At 37.9% G+C, this 24419-nt stretch carries 17 protein-coding genes and 5 pseudogenes; all 22 read right to left on the bottom strand.

Going from position 1 to position 24419, the window contains the following annotated elements:
* Positions 1 to 71 precede the first annotated feature (71 nt).
* A complete protein-coding gene (gene pnp, locus ACEWFJ_RS09655) occupies positions 72 to 2219 on the bottom strand; it encodes a polyribonucleotide nucleotidyltransferase (RefSeq protein ID WP_473691834.1) in 2148 nt (715 codons plus the stop codon).
* A 160-nt stretch (positions 2220 to 2379) separates the two neighbouring features.
* Positions 2380 to 2649 carry a 30S ribosomal protein S15 gene (gene rpsO, locus ACEWFJ_RS09650; RefSeq protein WP_020059143.1) on the bottom strand — a complete coding sequence of 90 codons (270 nt, stop codon included), beginning with the start codon at positions 2647 to 2649 and terminating at the stop codon, positions 2380 to 2382.
* 100 nt (positions 2650 to 2749) lie between these two features.
* Positions 2750 to 3721: a bifunctional riboflavin kinase/FAD synthetase gene (gene ribF / locus ACEWFJ_RS09645; RefSeq protein ID WP_429716084.1), complete on the bottom strand. Its 972-nt coding sequence runs from the start codon at positions 3719 to 3721 to the stop codon at positions 2750 to 2752.
* A 43-nt stretch (positions 3722 to 3764) separates the two neighbouring features.
* Complete coding sequence (truB, locus tag ACEWFJ_RS09640) at positions 3765 to 4688, bottom strand: tRNA pseudouridine(55) synthase TruB (RefSeq protein ID WP_473691832.1); 924 nt, start codon at positions 4686 to 4688, stop codon at positions 3765 to 3767.
* A gap of 130 nt (positions 4689 to 4818) precedes the next feature.
* Positions 4819 to 5175 (bottom strand): 30S ribosome-binding factor RbfA, encoded by a 357-nt coding sequence (gene rbfA, locus ACEWFJ_RS09635; RefSeq protein WP_018764703.1) that lies wholly within the window; start codon positions 5173 to 5175, stop codon positions 4819 to 4821.
* A 15-nt stretch (positions 5176 to 5190) separates the two neighbouring features.
* Positions 5191 to 5472, bottom strand: a complete 282-nt coding sequence (locus ACEWFJ_RS09630; protein WP_154711815.1) for a DUF503 domain-containing protein — start codon at positions 5470 to 5472, stop codon at positions 5191 to 5193.
* A pseudogene (infB, locus tag ACEWFJ_RS09625) lies at positions 5469 to 7534 on the bottom strand (translation initiation factor IF-2). The gene ACEWFJ_RS09630 and the pseudogene infB overlap by 4 nt, the downstream one beginning before the upstream one ends.
* A gap of 4 nt (positions 7535 to 7538) precedes the next feature.
* Entirely contained in the window at positions 7539 to 7850 is a 312-nt protein-coding gene (locus ACEWFJ_RS09620; protein WP_020059149.1) for a YlxQ family RNA-binding protein, read from the bottom strand.
* Positions 7851 to 8122: pseudogene (gene rnpM, locus ACEWFJ_RS09615) on the bottom strand (RNase P modulator RnpM).
* A gap of 11 nt (positions 8123 to 8133) precedes the next feature.
* On the bottom strand, positions 8134 to 9234 hold the full coding sequence (gene nusA, locus ACEWFJ_RS09610) for a transcription termination factor NusA (RefSeq protein ID WP_429707429.1): 1101 nt from the start codon (positions 9232 to 9234) through the stop codon (positions 8134 to 8136).
* A 17-nt stretch (positions 9235 to 9251) separates the two neighbouring features.
* Positions 9252 to 9722, bottom strand: coding sequence for a ribosome maturation factor RimP (gene rimP, locus ACEWFJ_RS09605; RefSeq protein WP_154711812.1), 471 nt, complete (start codon positions 9720 to 9722; stop codon positions 9252 to 9254).
* Positions 9723 to 10062: 340 nt separating this feature from the next.
* A pseudogene (locus ACEWFJ_RS09600) lies at positions 10063 to 14366 on the bottom strand (PolC-type DNA polymerase III).
* A gap of 84 nt (positions 14367 to 14450) precedes the next feature.
* Positions 14451 to 16148: a proline--tRNA ligase gene (locus ACEWFJ_RS09595; RefSeq protein ID WP_473691829.1), complete on the bottom strand. Its 1698-nt coding sequence runs from the start codon at positions 16146 to 16148 to the stop codon at positions 14451 to 14453.
* 15 nt (positions 16149 to 16163) lie between these two features.
* Entirely contained in the window at positions 16164 to 17420 is a 1257-nt protein-coding gene (rseP, locus tag ACEWFJ_RS09590) for an RIP metalloprotease RseP (protein ID WP_473691827.1), read from the bottom strand.
* Between the two features lie 18 nt (positions 17421 to 17438).
* On the bottom strand, positions 17439 to 18581 hold the full coding sequence (dxr, locus tag ACEWFJ_RS09585; protein WP_473691825.1) for a 1-deoxy-D-xylulose-5-phosphate reductoisomerase: 1143 nt from the start codon (positions 18579 to 18581) through the stop codon (positions 17439 to 17441).
* A 23-nt stretch (positions 18582 to 18604) separates the two neighbouring features.
* Complete coding sequence (locus tag ACEWFJ_RS09580; RefSeq protein ID WP_230573488.1) at positions 18605 to 19393, bottom strand: phosphatidate cytidylyltransferase; 789 nt, start codon at positions 19391 to 19393, stop codon at positions 18605 to 18607.
* Between the two features lie 17 nt (positions 19394 to 19410).
* Positions 19411 to 20187 (bottom strand): isoprenyl transferase, encoded by a 777-nt coding sequence (locus ACEWFJ_RS09575; RefSeq protein WP_098309691.1) that lies wholly within the window; start codon positions 20185 to 20187, stop codon positions 19411 to 19413.
* A gap of 85 nt (positions 20188 to 20272) precedes the next feature.
* Positions 20273 to 20830, bottom strand: coding sequence for a ribosome recycling factor (gene frr / locus ACEWFJ_RS09570; protein WP_098309690.1), 558 nt, complete (start codon positions 20828 to 20830; stop codon positions 20273 to 20275).
* 7 nt (positions 20831 to 20837) lie between these two features.
* Positions 20838 to 21554, bottom strand: a pseudogene (gene pyrH, locus ACEWFJ_RS09565) (UMP kinase); the annotation flags it as partial.
* 65 nt (positions 21555 to 21619) lie between these two features.
* On the bottom strand, positions 21620 to 22507 hold the full coding sequence (tsf, locus tag ACEWFJ_RS09560) for a translation elongation factor Ts (RefSeq protein WP_429707420.1): 888 nt from the start codon (positions 22505 to 22507) through the stop codon (positions 21620 to 21622).
* 81 nt (positions 22508 to 22588) lie between these two features.
* Positions 22589 to 23274: pseudogene (gene rpsB / locus ACEWFJ_RS09555) on the bottom strand (30S ribosomal protein S2).
* Between the two features lie 365 nt (positions 23275 to 23639).
* Entirely contained in the window at positions 23640 to 24419 is a 780-nt protein-coding gene (gene codY / locus ACEWFJ_RS09550) for a GTP-sensing pleiotropic transcriptional regulator CodY (RefSeq protein WP_090912755.1), read from the bottom strand.

Here is a 24419-nt window from a genome sequence, read left to right as displayed (position 1 = left end):
AAAAAAACCTCGAGATATATCCCAAGGTTTTATACATAATAAAAAAGCCAAGGAATTCCTTGGCTTTTAGCTTATTCTTGTTCTTGTTCTTGCTTTGCTGCTTCTTGTTTTGCTGCTTCTTTTTCTTGCTCTTCTTTAAGCAATACTTTTCTAGACAAGTTTACACGACCTTGTTTGTCAATCTCGATAACTTTTACTGAAATCTCATCACCAATTTTTACAACATCTTCTACTTTGCCTACACGCTCAAGTGCTAGTTCAGAGATATGAACAAGACCGTCTTTCCCACTGAATAATTCAACGAAAGCACCGAATTTTTCAATTCGTTTTACTTTTCCTAAGTAAATTTCACCTACTTGTACTTCACGAACGATATCTTCGATAATTTTCTTCGCTTTTTCATTCATTTCTTGATCAATAGATGAAATAAAGACTGTACCATCTTGTTCAATATCAATTTTCACGCCTGTTTCTTCAATAATCTTGTTAATTTGTTTTCCACTTGGCCCAATAACATCACGGATTTTATCCGGATTGATTGTCATTGTAACAATCTTAGGAGCATATTGAGATAACTCTGTACGAGGCTCAGCAATAACAGATAACATATGATCCAGAATGTGCATGCGTCCAACTTTTGCTTGTTGCAATGCTTCTTCTAAAATTTCACGAGATAAACCTTCAATTTTAATATCCATTTGAAGTGCTGTTACACCTTTAGCTGTACCAGCTACTTTAAAGTCCATATCACCTAAGTGGTCTTCCATACCTTGGATATCTGTTAAAATTGTGTAGTGTTCACCAGACTTCACAAGTCCCATTGCAATACCAGCAACTGGTGCTTTAAGTGGAACACCTGCATCCATCATCGCTAATGTACTTCCGCAAATACTTGCTTGCGAAGTAGAACCATTTGATTCTAATACTTCTGATACGAGACGAACTGTATACGGGAAGTCTTTTTCAGATGGAATAACTGGCTCAAGAGCACGCTCACCTAATGCACCATGACCGATTTCACGACGACCTGGACCACGCATTGGTCTTGTTTCTCCGACACTAAAGGACGGGAAGTTATAATGATGCATAAAGCGTTTTGATTCTTCTACACCAAGACCATCTAAAATTTGTACATCGCCTAATGCACCTAACGTACAAATACTTAGTGCTTGCGTTTGTCCACGTGTAAATAAACCAGAACCATGCGTACGAGATAAAATTCCTACCTCTGATGCTAAAGGACGAATTTCATCAGCTTTACGACCATCCGGACGCACTTTTTCAACTGTAATAAGACGACGTACTTCTTCTTTTACAATTTTATATAAAATCTCACTTACTTGTCCTAATGTTTCTGCATCAGCTTCATTCGCTTCATAATGCTCAATTACACGTTTTTTCACTTCATTAATTGCATCTTCACGTGCATGTTTCTCATGAACTTGGATAGCAGCAAGCATATCTTTTTCTGCTATTTCACGTACATCTTGGTTGATTGTAGCGTCAACTTCATACAGTTTAACTTCTGTTTTCTCTTTACCAACTGCTTGTACAATCTCTTCTTGGAAAGCGATTAAGCGTTTAATCTCATCATGACCGAACATAATTGCTTCTAACATTGTTTCTTCAGGTACTTGATCTGCACCTGCTTCTACCATGTTAATAGCATCTTTTGTTCCAGCAACAACAAGGTGAATATCACTTTTCTCTTGTTGTTCAACTGTTGGATTAATAATAAACTCTCCATCAATACGACCAACTGTCGCACCAGCGATCGGACCTTCAAACGGAACATCTGAAATCGATAACGCTAATGAAGAACCAAGCATAGCTGCCATTTCTGAAGAGCAATCTTGATCCACACTCATAACGATGCTGACAACTTGTACTTCATTACGGAAGCCATCAGCAAAAAGAGGACGAATTGGACGATCAATTAAACGGCTCGCTAAGATTGCTTTTTCACTTGGACGACCTTCACGTTTAATAAAACCGCCTGGAATTTTCCCTACTGCATATAAACGCTCTTCATAGTTTACTGTTAGTGGAAAAAAATCTACATTTTTTGCCTCTTTTGATGCAGTTGCTGTAGATAGAACCGCTGTGTCGCCATATCTCACTAATACTGCTCCATTTGCTTGCTTTGCAAGCTGACCTGTTTCAATTGTTAGCTGACGACCAGCCAAATCTATCGAGAAGACTTGCTTTTCGTGACTCATTTAAGTACCCCTCTCAATTTAAAGTATTCAGTTCTTCTATGTAAATGAATAATATATCACAATATTCTTCCTCTAGTATTACCGAAAATTCAGTAAGCTATCAAGAGTCGAAGATATATTTTTACCTAACAAAAAAGCGGGAATATTCCCGCTTTTTCGACTATCGACGTAATCCAAGCTTTGTGATTAGTTCACGGTAGCGAGTGATGTCGTTGTTACGAAGGTAAGTAAGTAAGTTACGACGTTTACCAACCATCTTTAAAAGACCGCGACGTGAATGATGATCTTTCTTGTGAGTACGTAAGTGCTCATTTAGAGTGTTAATTTGCTCCGTTAGGACAGCAACTTGAACTTCTGGAGAACCAGTATCAGTCTCATGAGTTCTAAATTGTGCAATGATTTCATTTTTACGCTCTTGTGTTAAAGCCATCCTATTTCACCTCCTAAGTAATAAATCCCCAATTACCTAGCAAACGTCGGTGAGTCGTAATGCCAAGCAATGGTTATTTTAAAGTACATAAGATAGAATACTACTTTTCATTCGAAAAAGCAAGTATATTATTTGCACGGTTAAAATAATCTTCTGCTACTTTTTTATCTTTTGCAATTTGTGCAACTAACTCATCAATACCATTAAATTTCTTTTCTTCGCGAATTCGCATATGCCACTCTACAACAACAGACTCATCATATATATCACGTTGAAATTCAAAAAGATGCACTTCAATAGAAAGCTGCTTTTCACTTTCCTTAAAAGTCGGTTTATATCCTATATTACATACACCTTCATGCCACTCATCATTTACTTTCATTCGAACGGCGTATACACCAACAGGCGGTAAAAGATATTCATCATTTAGAGCAATATTTGCTGTCGGAAAACCAATTTGGCGTCCGCGCTTATCTCCATGAACAACTGTTCCTTCAACAGTATATGGTCTGCCTAAAATAGATGGTATTTGTTCCATTTCTCCATTGCGAATATGTTTTCGCAATAATGTGGAACTTACTTTTTCTTCTTGAAATTCTACTTTTTCAATCACGGTTTGTGTAAACTCCCCTCTTGCATGAAATGGCAAAGTTTCCATCGTCCCTTTTCCTAAACGTCCATATGAATAATCAAAGCCTGCTACAACATGCTGTACATTCAGCCCAATGATATAATCATCTACAAATTGTTGTGGCAATAGATTTGCAAATGCTTCGTCAAATTTCACAACATATAAAATATCAATTCCTAAACTTGCAATTACTTTTTCTTTACTTCGTAAAGGCGTAATATACTCTACATGCGCTTCCTTTTTCCCTAATACAACAGACGGATGTGGATGAAAAGTCATAACAGCACTTTTAAATCCTCGTTCTTCCGCCACCTTTTTTGCAGTATGAATGACACGTTGATGACCTAAGTGAATACCATCAAAATACCCTAATGCCATTACAGTAGACTCTATTTCCGCTTTATTTAATGCATGAGGATGAGTTAAATGAATGAGTTTCACGCTTGAATTCACCTTTTTCTATAATAATCCTTCTAATTATTCATTATAGCTGTAATTCTTGATTATTCACAAGTACTTTCATTGGTTTCAACATCCCTGGACGTTTTGGATGATGCTCATAAATCGCTAAACAGCGTTTATTTTCATCAAAGACTGTAATAAATGGCGCGATCAATTGCTCGTTATTCGGTAAGAACATACCATTCTTTACTTTTTCTGCTTGTTCTTCATTAACAATTATTTTTGGAAACTTATGTAATGCTTCATCAATGGAAATAAAGATAGATTCCACTGTTCCATTGTGCACGTTTTGCTCAATTTCTTCAAATGATATGCAATCTTCTAAGTGAAACTCTCCTGATGCTGTTCGTACAAGATCTGACATATGCGCTGGAAATCCAAGCTTTTCCCCAATCATCACAGCTAATGTTCTCACGTATGTTCCTTTGCTACAAGTCACTCGAAAATGGAAGGAAACTGTTGCACCCTCAAACACCTCACGGTCATCAAGTAAAGTAAAGTCATGAATTGTAATTGTACGAACTGGACGCTCTACTTCTATTCCCGCCCTTGCATATTCATATAATTTCTTTCCATTTACTTTTACAGCTGAGTACATCGGTGGTACTTGTTCAAGTGTTCCCGTTAACTCTGCTAATACGGATTCTACTTCTTTACGTGTAATAATACGATTTACATCCTGTTTTTCAACAATTTCACCCGAAGCATCTTCTGTAGTCGTCGAAAAGCCTAGCGTGACTTCACCTTCATATGTTTTTGTTTCACTCGTTAAAAACTGTGCAATTTTTGTAGCACGTCCTACACAAATCGGTAATACACCTGTTACATCCGGGTCTAAAGTTCCTGTATGCCCTATGCGTTTCTCTCTTAATATTTTTCTTAACTTAAATACGCAATCATGCGATGTCATCCCTTTTGGTTTATGTAATAGCAATACACCTTCCATATGTTCACCTCATCGTTATACTGTTGTAGAGGATGTTCAAAAAGTTCGGTAAATATTCTCCTTTTTGAACACGCACTTGTATGCAAAAATTACTTCCTATTGAAAAAATGGATAGACAATTGTCTATCCATTATTCTTCGCGTTTACCGTCTTTATTAATTTCATGTAAAAGCGTGTCAATTCTATGTCCATAAGCGATAGACTCATCAAATTCAAAGGTAATTTCAGGTGTTTTACGAAGACGAATACGCTGCCCAATTTCAGCACGAATAAATCCTTTTGCCTTCGCTAAGCCTTTTAATGTATTTTCTTTCTGTTGTTCGTCTCCTAAAACAGAAATATATACTTTAGCAATCTGTAAATCCCCACTTACTTGCACATCTGTTACCGTCACAAAACCGATACGTGGATCTTTAATTTTGCGACTGATAATTTCGCCTAATTCTTTCTTCATTTGCTCGCCCACGCGATTTGCACGTAGCTTCATAACTAATCACCTCATTCAATACCATTCCAATTGTGTTATCGTACGTTCAATCTCGGGAAATGAGTCAATATACGCAAGTACACGATTCATTTCTTTTTCGCAGACAACACGATTTGAGGATACGGAAACGATTGCAATTTCTGTACGTTGCCACACATCCTGGTGTCCAACTTCTGAAACAGATACATTGTACCTTTGTTTCACACGAGTTAAAATACGCTGTAAAATTGCTCGTTTCTCTTTTAAAGAATGCACATCATAAATCATACACTCAAATGAGAGTGAAGCGATAATCATCGCTTCACTTCTTCCATAATGTACGCCTCAATGATGTCCCCTTCTTTAAGATCATTATATCTTTCAATTGTGATACCACACTCATAGTTTTGTGCAACTTCTTTTACGTCATCTTTGAAACGTTTTAACGTATCAAGCTGTCCTTCGAAAATAACTACGCCATCACGAATGATACGTACGCCGCTATCACGTGTGATTTTACCATCAGTTACGTAACAGCCTGCAATTGTTCCAACTTTCGTTACTTTAAACGTTTGACGAACTTCTGCTTGACCAATTACTTTTTCTACGAATTCAGGATCTAGCATACCTTGCATTGCTGCTTCGATTTCTTCGATTACTTTATAAATAATACGGTGCAAACGAATATCAACGTTTTCTAATTCAGCTGTACGTTTCGCATTGACATCAGGACGTACGTTAAATCCGATTACGATTGCATTAGATGCAGAAGCTAAAATAATATCAGATTCTGTAATTGCACCTACGCCAGTATGGATGATTTTCACTTTTACGCCTTCAACATCAATTTTACGAAGTGATGCTGCCATTGCTTCTACAGAACCTTGTACATCTGCTTTCACAATCAAGTTAATTTCTTTTACATCGCCTTCTTGAATTTGTTGGAATAAATCTTCAAGGCTTAATTTAGATTTTTCACCGCGCTGTGCAACCAATGCTTGTTGCGCACGTGATTCACCGATTTGACGCGCTTTCTTCTCATCAGCAAATGCCATAAAGCGATCGCCTGCTTGTGGTACTTCGTTTAAGCCTGTAATTTCAACAGGAGTAGACGGACCAGCAACTTTTACACGACGACCAATATCATTTACCATCGCACGAACACGGCCGAATGATGTACCAACAACGATTGGGTCTCCTACTCGAAGTGTACCGTTTTGAACAAGTAATGTCGCGATTGTTCCTTTACCTTTATCAAGCTGTGCTTCGATTACTGTACCAGTTGCATAGCGATTTGGATTTGCCTTATATTCTTCTACTTCACTTACAAGAAGAATCATTTCTAACAAGTTGTCAATTCCTTCACCTTTAATGGCAGAGATTGGTACGAAGATTGTATCGCCGCCCCAAGCTTCTGGAACTAACTCATATTCAGTTAACTCTTGCATTACACGGTCTGGATTTGCTGATGGTTTATCCATTTTATTCACAGCAACGATAATTGGTACTCCAGCTGCTTTCGCGTGGTTAATCGCTTCAACCGTTTGTGGCATAACACCGTCATCAGCTGCCACAACAAGAATTGTAATATCCGTAACTTGTGCACCGCGTGCACGCATTGTTGTAAACGCTGCGTGACCTGGTGTATCTAAGAACGTAATTTTTTTGTCGTTTACTTCCACTTGGTATGCACCGATATGCTGTGTAATTCCGCCAGCTTCACCAGCAGTTACTTTTGAATTACGAATAGAGTCAAGTAATGTTGTTTTACCATGGTCAACGTGTCCCATAATTGTAACAACAGCCGGACGTTCTTTTAAGTTTTCTTCATCGTCTTGCTCGTCCATAAACGTTTCAAATTCTGTTTCACTAACAATCACTTCTTCTTCTACTTCAATACCGTAATCACTAGCAATCAGCTCAATTGTTTCTTTATCTAAATCTTGGTTAATTGTTGCCATGATTCCAAGCATAAAGAGCTTTTTAATAATTTCAGACGGCTCTTTACTTAATTTTTTTGCCAATTCGCCTACAGCAAGTGTACCAGAGAAAGTGATTTTATCTGGTGTTTCTACCGTTTGCGTTTGTTGTCTTCCAGCAAAGTTTTCTTGACGTTTGTCTTGATTCCCTTTACCTTTTTCTTATTCTTATTGCTGTTCTTTTTGCTACGAACAACTTTTTCCTCTACTTCAAACTCATCTGCAACAGAAGTTTTTTCTGCTCCATCATTATATTGATTATCTAACTTGTTTACTACTTCATCATCTAACATCGCCATATGATTTGATACCTCAATATTCATTTCTTTTAGTTTTGTAATAATATCTTTACTTGAGATATTGTGTTTTTTTGCATATTCATATACTCGAATTTTACTCATACCTTCACCCCCGGTAAGTTGTATCGAGCATGCTAAGCAGCTTCTTAGCAAAGCCGTCATCTAACACCGCTACAACGACTCGTTCTTCTCTCCCAATCGCATGCCCTAACTCTTGTCGATTTTCGACTTTTCTCATTGGTACGTTGTAGAACGTTGTTTTGTCCGTAATACGCTTTGTTGTATTTGCTGACGCATCTTCAGAAAGCAATACGAGCTTTGCCTTACCGCCTCGAACTTCTTTTAAAACAAGCTCTTCACCCGATATAATCTTTCGGGCCCGATTAGCTAGCCCTAAAAACGATTTCCAATTGGACACTTACTTCGACTCCTTCTCAACAAGCTCAATTAGCTCTTCATAAAGAGAGTCATCAATTTTCGCTTTTAGGTGATGTTCCAAGACATTCTTTTTTTCGCCTGAGAAATGCATTCTTTATCTTTTGATAAGTATGCACCGCGTCCTGATTGTTTGCCTGTTAAATCAATAGACACGACTCCCTCTTTGGAACGAACAATGCGAATGAGCTCGCGTTTTGATTTCATCTCTTGTGTTACAACACATTTTCGTAACGGAACTTTTCGATTGCTCACGTTCATCACCTCTATTCGATTTCGTCTTCAGCAGAATCGAATGCGATCATCATATCTTCTTCTGTTAAAAGTCCTAGTTGTTTCGCATCAGACTCACTTTTAATATCAATTTTCCAGGCAGTTAACTTCGCTGCAAGTCGTGCATTTTGACCACGCTTACCAATCGCTAAAGAAAGCTGATGATCTGGAACAATTACAGTGGTTGCTTTTTCTTCTTCGTTTACAAGCACTTTTACAACTTGTGATGGACTCAATGCATTTGCTACATATTCAACTGGATCATTTGACCAGCGAACAATATCAATTTTTTCACCTTTTAGCTCATCTACAATGCGTTGTACACGTTGTCCTTTCGGCCCTACACAAGAACCTACTGGATCTACATCTATGTTTTCAGAGTACACAGAGATTTTAGAACGATCTCCAGCTTCACGTGCTACAGAACGAATTTCTACAGTTCCATCATAAATCTCTGGCACTTCAATTTCAAACAGACGCTTTAAAAGACCTGGATGTGTACGAGATACATAAATTTGTGGCCCTTTTGTTGTTTTCTCTACTTTTGTAATGAAAACACGAATGCGATCATGCGGTTTATATTGTTCGTTTGGCATTTGCTCACTTACAGGTAAAAGCGCTTCTACTTTTCCTAAACTTACATAAATAAAGCGAGCATCTTGACGTTGTACAATACCAACCATAATGTCTTCTTCACGATCGCTAAACTCAGAATAAATAACGCCACGCTCTGCCTCGCGTACACGTTGCGTCACAACTTGTTTTGCTGTTTGTGCTGCGATACGTCCGAAATCTTTGGGCGTAACTTCAAGTTCTAATACATCGCCCTCTTGATAGTTTGGATTAATTTGTCTCGCTTTTTCAACAGAAATTTCAAGACGTGGATCAAATACATTTTCCACTACATCTTTACGCGCTAATACTTGAATAGTTCCAACTTCAGGGTTGAAGCTAACGCGAACATTTTGCGCTTGGTTAAAATTTCGTTTATAAGCAGAGATTAAAGCTGCTTCAATAGCATCAATAATAATATCTTTGCTTATACCCTTTTCTTGTTCTAATACGAGCAAAGCATCTAACAACTCAGTGCTCATGAGGATCCCCCTTCTTACTAAAACGTAACTGCAAGTCGCGCATTGGCAACTTTATCCATTGGAATTTGGATTTCTTTTTTACGTGTTTTAATTGTTAATAGTAATGTGATTGTTGTTCCATCGTACGCGAGTAGTTTTCCTTCAAACATTTTCTCACCATCGATTGGCTCATATGTTTTAATCGCAACTTGTTTTCCTACTGCTTGCTGGAAATCTTTTTCTTTCTTTAATGGACGCTCCGCTCCTGGAGAGGATACATCTAAAAAGTAAAGATGAGGAATTGGATCCTCTTTATCTAAAGCTTCACTTAATTGCTCACTTACCGCGCCGCATTCCTCAATATCTACTCCTGTATCAGAGTCAATGGATACGCGTAAAAACCAATCTTTTCCTTCTTTCACATACTCTACATCTACAAGCTCAAGACCAAGCTCTTCGACAATTGGCTGCGCAAGTGCTTCAACAATTTCTGTAACTTTCTTATCCATAAACAGCCTCCTTTCTGCCGCCATGTGCCGTCTGAAAGATTTCACTCTGCGTATAGTTAACCAACGCAGCTTATATATTCTTTCTCGTTAGCTAACAAAAGCCCCTGCCAATAAGCAGGGAATATCTGTCTTAGTATTACCAAATTTAAGAAGTAAAACTTGTAACAAAATATGTATATACGACAGCAGCGCCTCATCTATCATCTCGGCGCAGAAACATAGATAGTAACACGAAAGAGTGGGTTTCCCCACTCTTTTTTTAAAAAATATACATGACATGGTTATCTCGCTTACTAGTATAGCATAGCAACCACGGTTTTGCAAAGACTTTTCCTGCCTATTAGAACAGAGATAGCTGGTTTTGATCCGGTAGTTCTCCTAAACAACCTTGACTGTCTAAATACTCAATAATTGTTTTTGAAATTTTACTGCGCTGCTGTAAATCCTCTTTCGATAAGAACTCGCCATTTTTACGTGCTGCTACGATATTTAGTGCAGCATTTGTACCAAGACCAGGTATTGCATTAAATGGCGGAATCAATGTATCCCCATCAATAATAAAATCAGTTGCACTGGAGCGATATAAATCAACCTTTTGGAATGAATAACCACGTTCACACATTTCTAGCGTCATCTCTAATACTGTTAGTAAACTTTTCTCTTTCGGCGATGCATCTAATCCTTTTTGAGTAATTTCATCAATTTTAGCACGGATGGATGCTGAACCTTTTACCATTGCATCTAAATCAAAATCATCTGCACGAACTGTGAAATATGCCGCATAGAACAAGAGCGCAAAATGCACTTTGAAATATGCGATGCGCACAGCCATTAGTACATATGCCGCCGCATGGGCCTTCGGGAACATGTACTTAATCTTTTTACATGAATCAATATACCATCCTGGCACATTATTATTGCGCATTTCTTCTTCCCACTCTGGAGGCACACCTTTTCCCTTACGTACAGATTCCATAATTTTAAATGCCAAGGATGGTTCTAAGCCTTGGTAAATTAAATACACCATAATATCATCACGACAACCAATTACTTCACTCAGTGTACATGTACCATCATAGATTAACTCATTTGCGTTTCCGAGCCATACATCTGTGCCGTGTGATAACCCAGAAATTTGAACAAGCTCAGAGAATGTCGTTGGCTTTGTTTCCTCTAACATTTGACGAACGAATTTTGTACCAAATTCCGGTATACCAAGCGTACCTGTTTTACAGTTAATTTGCTCTTCTGTTACGCCAAGCGATTCTGTACCTGAGAAAATTTTCATTACTTCTGGATCATCAGTCGGAATTGTCTTTGGATCAACTCCACTCAAATCCTGCAACATACGAATAACTGTCGGATCGTCGTGTCCAAGTATATCAAGTTTTAATAAATTATCATGGATAGAATGGAAATCAAAATGTGTTGTTCTCCATTCGGCATCTAAAGAATCTGCTGGAAATTGAATAGGTGTAAAATCAAAGACATCCATGTAATCTGGGACTACGATAATACCACCTGGATGTTGCCCCGTCGTTCGCTTAACACCAGTACAACCCGCTACAAGACGATCCACTTCTGCTCCTCGTATCGTTAAATTATGGTCTGATGCATAACCTTTCACATAACCATACGCCGTTTTTTCAGCAACTGTACCAATTGTTCCGGCACGATATACATTATCTTCACCAAACAGCACTTTCGTATAGTTATGAGCGCGAGGTTGATATTCTCCTGAGAAGTTCAAATCAATATCCGGAACTTTATCTCCTTTAAAGCCTAGGAACGTTTCGAACGGAATATCATGACCATCTTTTTTATATGCAGTTCCGCAGTTTGGACAATCTTTATCAGGTAAATCAAATCCAGAACCAACCGAACCATCATTAAAGAACTGTGATTGTTTACAATTTGGACAAACATAATGCGGCGGCAAAGGATTTACCTCTGTAATCTCCATCATTGTCGCAACAAATGACGAACCAACTGAACCACGTGAACCAACAAGATAGCCATCAACAAGAGATTTCTTTACTAACTTATGTGAAATCAAATAAATAACAGCAAATCCATGCCCAATAATACTTTTCAATTCTTTTTCTAAACGGGCTTCTACAATTTCTGGAAGTTCATCCCCGTAAATACTCCGCGCCATTTCGTAACTCATATCCCGCGTTTCATCATCGGCACCTTCAATTTTTGGAGTGTAAAGGTCATCTTTTACAGGCTTCACTTCACCAATCATCGATGCGACTTTTTTCGTATTTGTTACAACAATTTCTTTTGCTTTCTCTTCTCCTAAGAAGGAGAAGCAATCCAAAATTTCATCTGTTGTTCTGAAATATACAGGCGGCAATGAATGACGATTTAATGGGTTTGCTCCGCCTTGCGAACTTACTAAAATTTTACGATACATTGCATCTTCAGGATTTAGATAGTGTACATTTCCTGTTGCAACAACAGGCTTGTCTAATGTCTCACCTAACTTTACTAAGTTGGAAATAATTGTTTTTAATTGACCTTCATCACGAACGAGCTCAAGCTCCACCAAATGTCGTAACACTTCTGGAGGCATAACCTCGATGTAGTCATAAAACTGTGCAACTTCCTCTACTTCTTCTGGTGCCTTTTGCATCATCGCTTCAAATACTTCGCCTTTATCACAAGCTGTACCAACTAATATACCTTCGCGATATTTCTTTAATAAAGAGCGCGGAATACGCGGTACACGGTAGAAGTATTGAAGATGCGCGTAAGAAACAAGTTTATATAAGTTCTTCAGCCCTTCATCCGATGTTGCAAGCAGCGTCACATGACTTGGACGTCCACGTTTATACGCATCACCTTGTCCCATACTGTCATTTAACTGATCGTGATATTCAAATCCTTTTTCGATTACACTTTTTAGCATTTTCACAAGCAAATAACCAGTTGCTTCTGTATCATAAATGGCACGGTGATGTTGTGTTAATTCAATATCAAGCTTTTTACATAACGTATTTAAACGATGATTTTTCATCTCTGGAAATAAGAAACGCGCCAACTCTAACGTATCGATAACTGGGTTTTTCGTTTTTCTAGACCACTTTTCTTAAATCCAACATTTAAGAACCCCATATCAAAGCTTGCATTATGAGCGACAAGTGTATGATCACCAATCCACTGTTCAAACTTTTTAAACACTTCTTCTACTTCTGGTGCATCCGTTAACATATCGTCTGTAATACCTGTTAATTCGATGATTGTTGCTGATAAAGGTTGATGTGGATTTGCAAAGGATTCAAAACGATCGATAATTTCTCCGCCTTTTATTTTCACAGCAGCAAGCTCAATAACCGTATCATATACGGCTGATAACCCTGTCGTCTCAACGTCGAATACAACATATGTCTCATCAGCAAGTAGTCGATGTTCTTCATTATACGCAATTGGTACACCATCATTAACAAGGTTCGCTTCTACACCAAAAATCACTTTAATTCCCGCTTTTTTCCCAGCAGAATACGCCTCAGGAAAAGCTTGTGCAACAGCATGATCTGTCACCGCTACTGCTTCATGTCCCCATTTTGCCGCTTGACTTACAAGTGTCGATACAGATGTTACAGCATCCATTTGGCTCATCGGAGTATGCATATGAAGCTCTACCCTTTTTTCTCCCTCAGGTGCTTTATCTTTCCGAGACGGCCCTGTTATTTCATTAATATCGTTTGCAATCATGACCAAGTCTCGAACAAACGTATCGTTTTGAACGGATCCACGCGCTTTTACCCACATTCCTTTTTTCAATGATTGCAAAAGCGGAATATCTTCTTTATCGCGTGAGAACATTTTAATCATAATGGAATCGGTATAATCAGTTATCTTTAATGTCAATAACGTACGCCCGCTTCGCAGTTCTTTCGTTTCAACATCAAATACATAACCTTGTACTGTTTTTCTTCTTTCCTCATCTTGAATTTCACGAAGTGGTGTAATTTCTTCATCAGGCTTAATCAAGTAGCCAAGAACAATAGGTCCCTCATGCACCATTTCATTTTGTTCTTCCGCTTGTCGTTTTGCCATTTCTTCCATCGCTTGCATTACACGCTGACGATCTTCTTGCTGTGTTTGCTCACGAAATCTTTGAACTTCCTCATCATTTTGCTTTACATTTGTTTCAAGCTGAAAACGCGGAAACCCAAACACCTCATATTGATCTCCAATTGGTTTCGCAAGATTTTTCTTAACCGTCTGTGCTTCTAAATCGTTATTTACATCTAATAATAATTTCACACCATTCGTTTGAGGCGGCTTCTCTTTTAAATAAGCAAACATTGGAGAAAATGTAATTTTATTTGTACAAATTGGCCAATATGCTTGGACATCTGCTTCTGTATAGTTCTTATTTTCTGTTTCTAACATAAACGATGTTTTCGCAATATGTGAAAATGACCTTTGCAATTGCGCTTCTAATAATTCATACACTTGCGCTGGTAAAATACGTGAAACTTGCAAATAAAAACACCAGCTCTTATTCGCTTTATCAACAAGTAATTTTTGAATACCGCCACCTTGCAAATATTCATTTACAAGATTTTCAGGAATTTGTAATTGCTCAAGCAAAATTCGAAAACGCTCTTGTTGTTCGTTTGTTAACGACATATGCAGCCTCCTTTCATCATATCAAAAAACTCCCATGGCTCTTCTCATAGCAAGAGAAGGTACCTCATAGCGAGGTACCTCTTCTTATTTTAAAATATTAACAATGTATGTGTGAAGTTCTTCCACTTTCACTTCTGCAGATTCATTTGTTGCACGTACTTTTACTTCGACAATGCCTTCATCGGCTTTTTTACCAACTGTTACTCGAACTGGAAGACCAAATAAGTCTGCATCAGCAAATTTTACGCCTGCACGTTCTGCACGGTCATCTAATAATACTTCATACCCTTGCTCTCGTAATGAATTGTAAATATTTTCACCGACTTCACGCTGTGCATCAGATTTCATATTTACTGGAATCACATGTACATGGAATGGTGCAACTGCCTTTGGCCAAACTAAGCCATTCTCATCATTAAATTGCTCAGCGATCGCAGCAACTGTACGAGATACACCAATTCCGTAGCAACCCATAATAATTGGTTGTGTTTTACCGTTTTCATCTAAGAATGTCGCATTCATAGATTCACTATAGCGTGTACCAAGTTTAAATACATGTCCCACTTCAATACCGCGAGCAAAGCGAATTGTTCCCTTGCCGTCTGGAGAAAGGTCTCCTTCTTGGATGAAACGTAAATCTGTGTATTGGCTTACTTTAAAGTCACGTTCTGGGTTTACATTCACGTAATGGAAACCTTCTTCATTTGCTCCGCAACATCCATTTACGATAGTTTGTACAGCATGATCAGCAATTACTTCTACTCCTGTTACACCAATTGGACCTAAAGAGCCAACTTCACAGTTTAATAATTCTTTTACTTCTTCATGAGATGCAAGTTCGACAGCAGAAGCACCGAATAGGTTTTTCACCTTAACATCGTTTACTTCATGGTCTCCGCGAACAAGAGCAACAATAAATTTCTCATCTACTTTAAAGACCATAGACTTAATACAATTTGATGCCTCAATATTTAAGAACGCAGATACTTCTTCAATTGATTTTTGATCTGGCGTTGCTACTTTTTCAAGCTCTTTTTCTACTTCATCGCTCTTTTCACAAGAAGCAATAACAGGTGCCATCTCAATATTTGCAGCATAATCAGATGTATCAGAATATGCAATTGTATCTTCTCCTACATCTGATAACACCATAAATTCATGTGTATCCTTTCCGCCCATTGCTCCAGAGTCAGCGATAACAGCACGGAAATTTAAACCACAACGTGTGAAAATGTTAGAGTACGCTTGGAAAAGACGGTTATATACTTCATCTAAACTCTCTTGCGTCGCGTGGAAGGAATATGCATCCTTCATTAAAAACTCTCTTCCGCGTAGCAAACCAAAACGAGGTCGCTGTTCATCACGGAATTTTGTTTGAATTTGATAAAGTGTTAAAGGTAATTTTTTATATGACTTGATTTCATCACGTACAAGATCCGTAATAACTTCTTCATGTGTTGCTCCTAACGCAAACTCACGATTATTCCGATCATTCATACGCATTAATTCTGAACCATATGAATACCAGCGTCCAGATTCTTGCCATAATTCAGCTGCTTGAAGAGCTGGCATTAACAATTCTATTGCACCAGCCTTCTCCATTTCTTCGCGAACAATATGCTCTACTTTATGCAAAACTTTCAGACCAAGCGGTAAAAAGCTATATATACCCGAAGCATTTTGACGCATAAATCCTGCGCGTAATAGGAGCTGATGGCTTTTAATTTCCGCATCAGCTGGTACTTCACGCAATGTAGGACTAAATATCATACTTTGTTTCATTTCATAGCACCTCTTTTATAAGAAAAACTTCCGTATATCATTCCATGTCACAACTAACATAAGTAACATTAATAAAGCAAAACCAATAAAGTGAACCATTCCTTCTTTTTGACGATCAATCGGTTTTCCCCGGAGCGCTTCAATTAAGAAGAAGAAAAGGCGTCCCCCGTCTAGTGCAGGAATAGGTAATAAGTTAAACAAACCAAGATTTATACTTAAAACAGCTGTTAAACTAAGAACACGAATAGTACCATACTCTACAACTTGACCTGTTAAATTATAAATCCCCACTGGGCCAGATAAATCATTAATAGAGAAATGTCCTGTAATTAGCTGCATAAGGGAACCAAAAATGAGTTTTGTCCATTTATATGTTTCATCAAATCCTGCTTTAATTGAACCAAATAGAGACTTCTCAACAGGCGATTGCACTCCAATTCTACCAACTGTAACGTCCCCTTCTTTTTCAGCAGCAGGAGTAACTTGTATCGTTACTTTTTGACTATCACGTGTTACATTCATCGTAATTTCTTTTCCAGGATTTTCACGAACGATATTCACTACATCTTTCCAACTATTTGTTGGTTCATTATTAATGGACGTAACGATGTCATCTTCATGTAATCCAGCTTTCTGCGCCACGCTACCAGATACCACTTTTCCAATCATTGGTTTATCTACAGGAATTCCTTGTACAAAACCAATGATAATAAATAAAACGAAAGCAAGGACAAAGTTCATTGCTGGACCAGCAACAATAGCAAGCGCTCGTTGTCCTAACGTTTTTGAGCCAAATTGCCTATTAAACGGCGCAATCTGTGTCTCCTCTCCTGCTGAAACGTAACGAGCTTTCTCGTAAACCCGAAATGTTTGTAAATCTTCTTCATACTCTTCATATCCAGATATGATTAGCTTATGTTCCAAGTCAGCTTGTTCCACTTCAACAACACGAACATTTGGATATTTTTCACGATTATCCAAAACAATTTTCGTAACCTCTTCTTTTTCGTTTAACACAAGTCCAACTTTTGTACCCGGTTTTAGTTCAATTGTTTCTGGATCCTCTCCAGCCATTCGTACATAACCACCAAGTGGAAGTAAACGAACTGTATAAACTGTTTCATTTTTTTCAAACGAGAACAATTTTGGACCAAAACCAATGGCAAATTCACGACACAAAATGCCAGCACGTTTGGCAAAGTACAAATGTCCAAGTTCATGGAAAAACACGAGTGCACCGAAAATTAAAATAAAGGTAATCGCTGTATTCAAGTTCCATAACCACCTTTGCTAAATTTGTTCCATCACAAATCGTCTTGTGGCAGCATCGATTTCCTGAATTTCTTCTAAGCTTGGACGCGCAATGACATTGTGATGGTGCATTGCTTTTTCAATGAGGTCTTCTACTGTTAAGAAACTGATTTTCTTTTGCAGAAAAGCTTCTACAGCGGCTTCATTAGCTGCATTCATCACAGTTGGCATACTTCCTCCCGTTTTCCCAGCTTCATATGCAAATCGAAGGCAACGGAAACGTTCCATATCCATTGTTTGAAAATGTAATGTTCCAATTTCCCATAAATTCAGCTGTTTAGCGTTTGAAAGTGAAAAACGATCAGGGTAAGTAAGTGCATATTGAATTGGAACACGCATATCTGGTGTACCAAGCTGCGCCATTACACTGCGATCTTCAAACTCAACCATTGAGTGAATGATACTTTCTTTATGTAATACAACATCGATTTGCTCATAAGGGATATTAAAAAGCCAATGCGCTTCGATAACCTCTAATCCCTTATTCATCATTGTAGCAGAATCAATTGTAATTTTCGAACCCATAGACCAGTTTGGATGACGAAGTGCATCTTCTACTGTCACATGTTGAAGTTCATTCCTCGTTTTATCTCGGAAACTTCCACCTGATGCTGTCAAAATTAATCGAGAAATACGCTTCTCATTTTCTCCGTTTAAGCATTGAAAAATAGCAGAGTGCTCACTATCTACAGGAAGTAAAGGTACGTTATGCTTTTTTGCAGCTTCCATAACTAAATGCCCTGCTGTTACTAATGTTTCTTTATTTGCAATTGCAATCGTTTTTTTCGCCTCAATTGCTCGTAATGTCGGTAGTAATCCGACACTACCAACAACAGCGTTTACAAGTATTTCTGCATCTGGATGAAGTGCAACTTCAAGCAGCCCTTCATCTCCATATACAATTTTCGTATTTCCACAAACTGTTTGTAATCGCCAAGCATCTTCCTTTTGTTGTACAGACACAATCTCAGGAGAAAACTCTTGAATCATTTGCTGAGCAAACTCAATGTTTCTCCCAACAGAAAAAGCAACGAGACGGAATTGGTCTTGGTGCGAGCGCAATACATCTAATGTTTGCGTTCCAATTGATCCACTTGCACCTAATAAACTAATGGTTTTCATTACTCCAACTCCTCGTTCGTTCATTAAATGAAATGTAAGAAATGTAATAACGGTAATACAAATAACCAGCTGTCAGTTCGATCGAGAATACCACCGTGTCCTGGTAAAATTGTACCTGAATCTTTCACACCATAATGACGTTTAAATGCCGATTCTACTAAGTCTCCAATTTGGCCAAATACCGATATTGCAGTTGTAACTGCAATAAGGACACTTATATTTGAATGAACCGGTAAAAATACATTATACACAAGAGCAACAACAATTCCACATAAAATACCGCCGATAGAACCTTCTATCGTTTTATTTGGACTAATTTCTGGCCAAAGTTTGCGTTTCCCGATTGCTTTTCCAATAAAGTAAGCACCAGAATCCGTTGCCCAAATCACAAACAATGCATAAAATACATATTGAATTCCTGCAATACGAGTTTCATTCAAATAAAAGAACCCCATTGCAACATAAGTTGTTGCCATCAATAAAAATGCAGCATTGTCAAAAGTAAATGTATTCTTAGAAAGGACAGTATATGATAAAAGCAATAAGACAATTACAAATGTAATGTCCACTTTCGTTAAACCAATTGTTTCAAATACGCCCGTTACATTACTTGGAACTAAAATAGTCCACAGCAATAATGCTGCTAAAACTGTTGGCACAGAAATAATCGTTAGCTTATTCATTCGAATTAATTCATATAATCCAACAGAAGCTAATGCATACACTAAAATTGTAAAAGGCACGCCACCGTAAAATACGATGGGAATGAATAGCGCGGCAGCAATCACTCCAGTAATCATTCTCTGTTTCACTACCAAACCCTCTCTTTCTACACGCCTCCAAATCTGCGACCTCTATTTTGGAAGTCAGTAATAGACTGTAATAAATGTTCTTCTGTAAAATCCGGCCAATTTACATCGGTAAACCAAAGTTCCGTATAAGCAATTTGCCATAGCATAAAATTACTAATACGGATTTCACCGCTTGTTCGGATTAGTAAATCAGGATCAGGCAATGTTCTTGTCATTAAATACGAAGAAATAGTATCTTCTGTTATTTCTGCAGAACGAAGTTTTCCTTCTTCACTATCCCTAACCATATTTTGCACAGCAGACACAATTTCATCACGACTTCCATAGTTTAACGCAAAATTTAAGATTAAACCCGTGTTATCTTTCGTATCTTCAATCGCTTTTTCCAGCGCCCTGCGCGTGTGAGTTGGAAGACGATCCTTTTGTCCTATCACACGTACTTGTACATTTTCTTCAATGAGCTCTGGCAAAAATGCACCTAAAAATTCTTCAGGAAGTTTCATTAAATAATCCACTTCTAATTTCGGTCTTTTCCAGTTCTCTGTAGAAAAGGCGTAAAGGGTCAGTACTTTGACACCGAGCTTACTAGCAAATTTCGTAATTTTCTTTACGACTTGCATTCCTTCATGATGACCTGCAATGCGAGGCATCGCCCTTCTTTTCGCCCATCTTCCATTACCATCCATAATGATTGCAATATGCGCTGGAATTTCTCCTTTTTTTGCTTCTTCTACGAGATGATCAAACGACGCGATCTTATTGCCTTTAAAAAAAGGAAGTTTTTTAAACATCATTCAAACCCTCCAACGAGCAGACATATGCCTAAAAGTGTAAAAAGACCCCCTTAAGAAGAGGGTCATATTTGCGAAAGCTTCGCGATTACACTTCCATAATTTCTTTTTCTTTGTTTTTTGTAATATCGTCAACTTTTGCGATATATTTATCCGTTTCTTTTTGGATATCTTCTGTGTACCCTCTTAAATCATCTTCTGTAATTTCACCGTTTTTCTCAAGTTTTTTCAACTCATCATTTGCATCACGGCGAACGTTACGAACAGCTACTTTTGCATCTTCAGAATATTTTTTCACAACTTTCACAAGTTCACGACGACGTTCTTCCGTTAATGCAGGGAATGCAATACGAATGACAGAACCATCATTAGAAGGATTTAATCCTAAGTCAGCTTTTAAAATTGCTTTTTCAATATCACCGATAGATGTCTTATCGTATGGCTGAATAACTAGTAAACGTGCTTCTGGCACTGTAATATTTGCTAATTGTACAACAGGTGTTGGTGCACCGTAGTAATCTACTTGTACTTTATCTAATACAGAAGCACTTGCGCGTCCTGCACGAACTGTTGAAAGTTCACGAGAATATGCAGCAGTTGCTTTTTCCATTTTTTCTTTTGTATTGCTTAAAACTTGTTGTCCCATTATTATTTCCCCTCACAATTGTTCCAATATTTTCGCCCAGAATAGCGCGTTTAATGTTGCCTTCTTCCATAATGGAGAATACAATTAACGGAATATCATTATCCATACATAAAGAAGAAGCTGTAGAATCCATTACACCCAAGCCTTCTTTCAAGACATCTAAATATGTAAGTGATTCGTATTTTGTTGCTGTTTCATCAATTGTTGGGTCCGCACTATATACGCCATCTACATTATTTTTCGCCATTAAAATAACATCTGCCTCAATCTCAGCTGCACGTAGTGCTGCTGTTGTATCAGTAGAGAAGTAAGGGTTACCTGTACCTGCTGCAAAAATTACAACACGTTTCTTCTCTAAGTGACGATTTGCTTTACGACGAATGTAAGGCTCAGCTACTTGGCGCATTTCAATAGAAGTTTGCACTCGTGTTTGAACTCCTAAATTCTCTAAGCTGTCTTGAAGAGCTAAAGAATTCATTACCGTTGCTAACATTCCCATATAGTCAGCCGTTGCACGATCCATTCCCATTTCGCTACCAATCTTACCGCGCCAAATGTTACCACCACCAACAACAACTGCAACTTCTACGTCTAACTCAGCAATTTCTTTCACTTGCTCAGCAACAGATTTAATAACAGACGGATTAATTCCAAATCCTTTATCTCCAGCTAAAGCTTCACCGCTTAGCTTTAATACTACACGATTATATTTTGGCTTACTCATAATGAACCTCCATTGCCTACATCTTTATTTTAAAAAAGGGAACACAATGTGTCCCCCAATCTTTATTAGTTGCTGCCTTTTACTTGGTTCATTACTTCTTCAGCAAAGTTGTCTTGACGCTTTTCAATACCTTCACCAACAGCGTAGCGAACGAATCCTTTTAATGTGCCGCCTTTAGACTCAACGAACTGACGAACTTTCATATCAGGATTTTTAACGAATGCTTGGTCAAGTAAGCAAATCTCTTCGAAGAATTTGCCAAGACGACCTTCAACCATTTTCGCAACGATTTTCTCTGGCTTGCCTTCGTTTAAAGCTTGCTGCGTTAATACTTCACGTTCATGCTCAACTTCTTCAGCTGTTACAGCATCGCGGTCGATGTATTTAGGGTTAACTGCTGCAATGTGCATTGCTACATCTTTAGCAGCTGCTTCATCTGTAGAACCTTCAAGAACTGTTAATACACCAATGCGTCCACCCATGTGTAGGTAAGCACCGAATGCATCTGCATCAGTTTTTGATACGATTTCAAAACGACGAAGTGTAAGTTTTTCACCAATTTTAGCGATTGCTTCGTTGATGTGCTCTTCTACTGTTTTGCCGTTTGCAATTGTTTGAGCCATAGCCTCTTCAATGTTAGCAGGTTTGTTAGCTAATAAGTGAGCAGCTAATTCTTTAATTAATGTTTGGAAACCTTCATTTTTCGCAACGAAATCAGTTTCAGAGTTTAATTCTAAGATTAAACCGTCGTTACCGTTTGTTTCGATGAAAGTTAAACCTTCAGCAGCGATGCGGTCTGCTTTTTTAGCAGCTTTTGCAATACCTTTTTCACGTAAGAAATCAATTGCTTTCTCCATGTCGCCGTTAGTTTCTGTTAAAGCTTTTTTGCAGTCCATCATACCTGCGCCAGTTTTTTCACGAAGTTCTTTTACCATTTGTGCAGTAATTGCCATACTTTTCATCCTCCTAAAATATGTATTTATACCTTAAAAAGGTGATAAAAGGCCGAACCCCTTATCACCTTTCCAAATTTGTTACGCAGTAACAGTTTCTTCACCTTGTTTTGCTTCAAGGATCGCGTCTGCCATTTTAGATGTAAGAAGTTTTACAGCACGAATTGCATCATCGTTTGCTGGGATTACATGATCAATTTCATCTGGATCACAGTTTGTATCAACGATACCGATGATTGGAATGTTTAATTTGCGTGCTTCAGCAACTGCGATACGCTCTTTACGAGGGTCTACTATGAATAATGCATCTGGAAGACCTTTCATATCTTTAATGCCGCCTAAGAATTTTTCAAGACGCTCTAATTCTTTCTTAAGTTGTACAACTTCTTTCTTAGGAAGTACTTCGAAAGTGCCATCTTCTTGCATTCTTTCGATGTCTTTAAGGCGTTTAATACGCTTTTGAATTGTTTGGAAGTTTGTTAACGTACCACCTAACCAACGTTGGTTAACGAAGTACATACCAGCGCGAGTTGCTTCTTCTTTGATAGCATCTTGTGCTTGTTTTTTTGTACCTACGAATAATACGTTACCGCCGTTAGCAGCGATGTCTCTCATTACGTTGAATGCTTCTTCAACTTTTTCACAGTTTTTTGTAAGTCGATGATATAGATACCGTTACGCTCTGTGAAAATGTAACGTTTCATTTTTGGGTTCCAACGACGAGTTTGATGTCCGAAGTGAACACCAGCTTCAAGCAATTGCTTCATAGAAATTACTGACATAATTTAGTTCCTCCTAAATGGTTTTTGATATCCTCCGTTCACTTCATCTTTAAGCGAAACTACAACTGTAGCACCAACACTTAAATCAATGAACGTGTGTACTTTGTACTGACACCACTGACAACTATATCACAACAAAATATCACAATCAAGTCGAAAATACAGACATTATGAAACTTTCTTTTCAGTTACTTATTTTTACTATCGAATCATATTACAGTATTGCCATTCTCCCTTATTTCTAAGCTATTTTAATGATAAAGCGTTCCCCTTATTAGAAATTTTTTCTGCTGAGCACACTAAAAAAGAGCTCTTCTGCACTATACAGAAGAGCTCTTAGTCTTTTGAAATTAGTTTGTTTTTAATTTCGCAAGTTCATGTAAAAATTTATCATTTAATACTTTAATGTATGTTCCTTTCATACCTAAAGAACGAGATTCGATTACACCAGCACTTTCTAACTTACGAAGTGCGTTTACGATTACAGAACGCGTAATACCTACACGATCAGCAATTTTACTTGCAACAAGTAGGCCTTCTGTTCCATTTAATTCTTCGAAAATATGCTCAATTGCCTCTAGTTCACTGTATGATAATGAGCTAATCGCCATTTGTACAACTGCTTTACTACGTGCTTCTTCTTCAATTTCTTCTGCTTTTTCACGTAGAATTTCCATACCTACTACAGTAGAACTATATTCAGCAAGAATTAAATCATCATCTAAAAATTCTTGACCAAGACGCGCTAATACTAATGTACCTAGACGCTCACCACCGCCAACGATTGGTACGATAGTTGTTAAACCTTGACCAAATAACTCTCTGTTTTCTACAGGGAACGCTGTATACTCACTGTTTACTTCTAGGTTTGGAGATGTTTCAGTTACATTGAATAAGTTCTTTGTATACTCTTCTGGGAATTGACGCTCAGCAAGCATTTGTTTCATACGCTCATTTTCGATTTGTTGGTGAATTGCATATCCTAATAATTTCCCACGACGACTTACAACAAATACGTTCGCTTCAATTACTTCACACATTGTGTCAGCCATTTCTCTAAAGTTTACTGGTTTTCCTGCTGCGCTCTGTAATAACGCATTCAGCTTTCTTGTTTTTGCTAATAATTCCAT

This window comes from Bacillus sp. EA-CB0995 (genome assembly GCF_055814245.1).
This window is presented reverse-complemented; position numbering and strand designations above follow the sequence as displayed.